This window comes from Faunimonas pinastri, assembly GCF_900110915.1.
GTDB classification, from domain to species: Bacteria; Pseudomonadota; Alphaproteobacteria; order Rhizobiales; family Afifellaceae; genus Faunimonas; species Faunimonas pinastri.
In genome coordinates this window covers 1-2,374 of the sequence record NZ_FOFG01000040.1, presented here as the reverse complement: position 1 = coordinate 2,374, position 2,374 = coordinate 1, and the positions used below count along the sequence as shown (strand labels likewise).

The 2,374-nt window shown below is 67.6% G+C and carries 3 protein-coding genes; all 3 read left to right on the top strand.

Annotation, left to right across the window (positions count from 1 at the left end; genetic code table 11):
- The first annotated feature begins 26 nt into the window (after positions 1-26).
- Positions 27-758, top strand: a complete 732-nt coding sequence (locus BMY25_RS20305) for an SDR family oxidoreductase (protein ID WP_092500097.1) — start codon at positions 27-29, stop codon at positions 756-758.
- A gap of 58 nt (positions 759-816) precedes the next feature.
- On the top strand, positions 817-2,106 hold the full coding sequence (locus tag BMY25_RS20300; protein ID WP_092500095.1) for an L-fuconate dehydratase: 1,290 nt from the start codon (positions 817-819) through the stop codon (positions 2,104-2,106).
- Positions 2,107-2,116: 10 nt separating this feature from the next.
- A partial coding sequence (locus BMY25_RS20295; protein WP_143062087.1) for an aldo/keto reductase occupies positions 2,117-2,374 on the top strand: 258 nt, incomplete at its 3' end.

Genomic DNA, 2,374 nt, shown 5'->3' with positions numbered 1-2,374 from the left:
GCGCCAATCATCCGAAGGAGAACACCATGGGCACTCTCAGCGGCAAGGTTGCGCTGATCACGGCGGCGGCGCAGGGGATCGGGCGTTCGACGGCCGAGGCCTTCGCGGCTGCCGGCGCGCGGGTGATCGCGACCGACATCAACGAGGGCAAGCTGGCCGAACTGGACGGCCTCCCCGGGGTGGAGACGCGCCGCCTCGACGTGCTGGACCGAGGCGCGGTGGAAAGCCTCTTCAGGGAGATCGGCCCGATCGACGTGCTCTTCAACTGCGCCGGCGTCGTGCATAACGGCACGATCCTGGAGTGCAGCGAGAGCGACCTCGATTTCGCCTTCGACCTCAACGTCAAGGCGATGGTGGGCACCATCAAGGCCGTCCTGCCCGGCATGCTGGAGCGCGGCGACGGCACGATCATCAACATGGCCTCCGTCGCCTCAAGCGTGAAGGGCGTGCCGAGCCGCTTCGCCTACAGCGCCAGCAAGGCGGCCGTCATCGGTCTCACCAAATCGGTGGCCGCCGACTACGTCTCACGCGGCATCCGCTGCAACGCCATCTGCCCCGGCACGGTGGAATCCCCGTCGCTGCAGGATCGCCTGCGCGCCGGCGGCGACTATGAGGGCGCGCGCGCCGCTTTCATCGCCCGCCAGCCGATCGGCCGCATCGGCCAGCCCGACGAGATCGCCCAGCTCGCGCTCTATCTCGCGACCGCCACCTATACGACCGGCCAGATCCACGTGATCGACGGCGGCTGGACCGGCTGATCCACTCAGTCCGGCTGACCACGTCAGCCATCCCGCCCGAGACCCATCGGAAGCCATCATGACCGTCATCAAGTCCCTCACCGTCCACGACATCCGCTTCCCGACCTCGCGCCTGCTCGACGGGTCGGACGCGATGAACCCCGATCCCGATTATTCCTGCGCCTATGTGGAGCTCGGGACGGACCGCGCGGAGCTGTCCGGCTATGGCCTGACCTTCACCATCGGCCGCGGCAACGAGATTTGCTGCGCGGCAATCCAGGCTCTGGAGCATCTGGTGGTCGGGCTCGACCTCGCCTGGGTGAAGGAGAACCCCGGCCGCTTCTGGCGGCACGTCACCGGCGACAGCCAGCTCCGCTGGATCGGGCCGGACAAGGGCGCGATGCACCTGGCGGTCGGCGCGGTCGTCAACGCGGTCTGGGACCTGATGGCCAAGGAGGCCGGCAAGCCGGTCTGGGAATATGTGGCGGGTCTGAGCCCCGAGGAGCTCGTCAGGGCGATCGACTTCCGGTACCTGACCGACGTTATCACGCCGGACGAGGCGCTGGAGATCTTCCGCCGCGCCGCCGAGGGCAAGGCGGAGCGCATCGCCACGCTGAAGCGCGAGGGCTATCCTTCCTACACGACCGGCGCCGGATGGCTCGGCTACCCCGATGACAAGCTCCGCCGGCTGGCGCAGGAGGCGGTCGATCGCGGCTTCACCATCGTCAAGATGAAGGTCGGCCGCGACCTGGAGGACGATATCCGGCGGCTGCGCATCTGCCGCGAGGTGATCGGCCCCGACGTCCGCATGATGATCGACGCCAACCAGGTCTGGGAGGTGAACGAGGCGATCGACTGGGTGAAGCAGCTGCAGTTCGCCAACCCGTATTTCATCGAGGAGCCGACCAGCCCCGACGACGTGGAAGGCCACCGCAAGATCCGCGAGGCGGTCGCCCCGGTGAAGGTCGCGACCGGCGAGATGTGCCAGAACCGGGTGATGTTCAAGCAGTTCATCGAGCGCGGCGCGATCGACATCGTGCAGATCGACGCCTGCCGCATCGGCGGCCTGAACGAGATCCTGTCGGTGCTCGTGATGGCGGCGAAGTTCGACCTGCCGGTCTGGCCGCATGCCGGCGGCGTCGGGCTCTGCGAGTTCGTGCAGCACCTTTCCATGATCGATTATTGCTGCGTGTCCGCGACCAAGCACGACCGCGTCATCGAATATGTCGACCACCTGCACGAGCATTTCGTGAACCCCGTGGTGATGCGCGACGCCGCCTACATGGCGCCGACCGCCCCCGGCTTCTCCGGCGAGATGAAGCCGGAATCCGTGCGCGAATACACCTTCCGCGGCACCATGCACGCCTGAGGAGAACCCGATGGACATCACAGCGACACGCGGGATCGGCCGCACCGGCCTCCGAACCACGCTCGCGAGCTTCGGCGGCGCGAGCATCGGCAACCTCTACAAGGCGGTGACCGACGAGGAGGCGCATGCCGTGCTGTCCATGGCCTGGGACGCCGGCATCCGCACCTTCGACACGGCGCCGCGCTACGGCCACGGCCTCAGCGAGCGGCGGCTCGGCGATTTCCTGCGCGACAAGCCGCGCGACAGCTACGTGCTCTCCACCAAGGTC